The organism is Acinetobacter sp. CWB-B33 (genome assembly GCF_039655955.1).
Taxonomy (GTDB): Bacteria; Pseudomonadota; Gammaproteobacteria; order Pseudomonadales; family Moraxellaceae; genus Acinetobacter; species Acinetobacter bouvetii.
The window spans coordinates 1-1,504 of sequence record NZ_JAGFEU010000017.1 but is presented as its reverse complement, the minus strand read 5'-3'; the positions used below and the strand labels follow the sequence as shown (position 1 = coordinate 1,504).

At 40.1% G+C, this 1,504-nt stretch carries 3 protein-coding genes; 2 read left to right on the top strand and 1 reads right to left on the bottom strand.

The window, feature by feature from the left end:
• Positions 1–384 (top strand): hypothetical protein (locus JZ784_RS17520; protein WP_346315794.1); only part of this gene is annotated, 384 nt, incomplete at its 5' end.
• 352 nt (positions 385–736) lie between these two features.
• A complete protein-coding gene (locus JZ784_RS17515; RefSeq protein WP_346315793.1) occupies positions 737–1,138 on the top strand; it encodes a hypothetical protein in 402 nt (133 codons plus the stop codon).
• A gap of 52 nt (positions 1,139–1,190) precedes the next feature.
• Here the strand turns inward: JZ784_RS17515 and JZ784_RS17510 are convergent, their stop codons facing one another.
• A complete protein-coding gene (locus JZ784_RS17510) occupies positions 1,191–1,409 on the bottom strand; it encodes a hypothetical protein (protein WP_265466104.1) in 219 nt (72 codons plus the stop codon).
• Positions 1,410–1,504 lie beyond the last annotated feature (95 nt).

Below are 1,504 nucleotides of genomic sequence, written 5' to 3'. Positions count from 1 at the left end.
TTTAAGATTCGCGGTGAGGCTTACAAGCCTTACAAGGTCGCGCTTGAACGCGCGCAGAATCAAGTTGCGGCCAAGGGCTATAACGTATCGACTGCAGCACATGAAGACAAGCTTTATCACGAGCTGTTGCTTGAAGCTGCTGCATGTCATTTGATTGAAGACTGGAAAGGCGTGTCATTCCTTGAAAATGGCAAAGAAACTGAACAGCCGTATTCACCAGAGAATGCCACCAAGCTATTCAATATGGGCAAATCAGGCGTGACTGTGTGGGCCTTCATTAAAGCCAATGCTGAGCAAATCCAAGCGGAAGCAGACCAGGTGAAAGCTGAAACTTTGGGAAAGTCACAAAGCTCTACCAATGGCATGCCGGAGACGGGGGCTTAACAGATCATCAGAAGAAGATACGTGACAAACTCGGGCGCAAATTGGATGATGCGCCTGAGTTCAGCTATGTGGCACATTCCATTCTAATGGCATTCAATGTGATTGCTCGTGGGCGCTCATATCATCCAGTGGCCATGCCGTTGGATGGCAGTCACATCAATGCATATCTTGAGCTGTATGAGGCGCCTTGTGAGCTGCATATCTTTGTTGAGTGTGTGTTTGCTTTGGATAATCTGTTTTTGGATGAGGTGCGGAAACAAATAAACAAATTAAGCTGAAAATAAAATAGCTGAAAAGTTTTACAATTGTGATGGCAAAAATCGGTTTGATAAAAAATAAAAGGAGAATTTTTATGACTTGGGTTGTAGTTAGTATTATTCGGGTAACCGAGGTATTAGAGGGTGAACAAACTGAATTCCCAATTGAAGAGACTTTTGTTCTTTTGAATTTTGATACTCAAGATGAACTAAACCAAAAAATTCAGGAACAAATTGATCTTATCGATGCAGCTGGCGCCGAAGGTGTTACCTATTACGGGATGCCAGCAAAAGAATACTGTCTTGGTGTACGCAAAATTAAAAATATTTTTAATGAAGCTCCACTAGGTGAAAATGACCCGCCTGGAGATGAGACTGAATTAACACACTCATATATGACTGTTAAAACCTTAAGTGACGCCAAATTACTTGCAGAAGGAAAAGCTGTTCAAGTTAATTATATTGATGACGATCCTATGGAAATTGAAAGTGCATAATTAATATTTCCACAAAACCTCCCAAAGGAGGTTTTGTCATTTATGCTCACAATTACTCAGATGATGATTTTTCTGCCGGCTGTGGTGTGCTGGCTGGGGCATCCTGCTGGACAGTTACTTTTGGTTTGCGGTTAGGCATATAGTCTGGGTCGCTGGTCATAGCTAAATATAGAAAAGTAAAAAATATAGTGGTTATAACTGCAACAATGGCAACGAATTTCCAGCCTAATGTAGTTGACTCTAAGTCATCTGATGAGGAGTTGTTCTTCATAAAAAGCCTAAATAGCAAAAAATTAAAAATATAACTTTCATATTATAAAACTGATTTATGTGAAAAACCACTTCATATGATTTTATGGAATATTT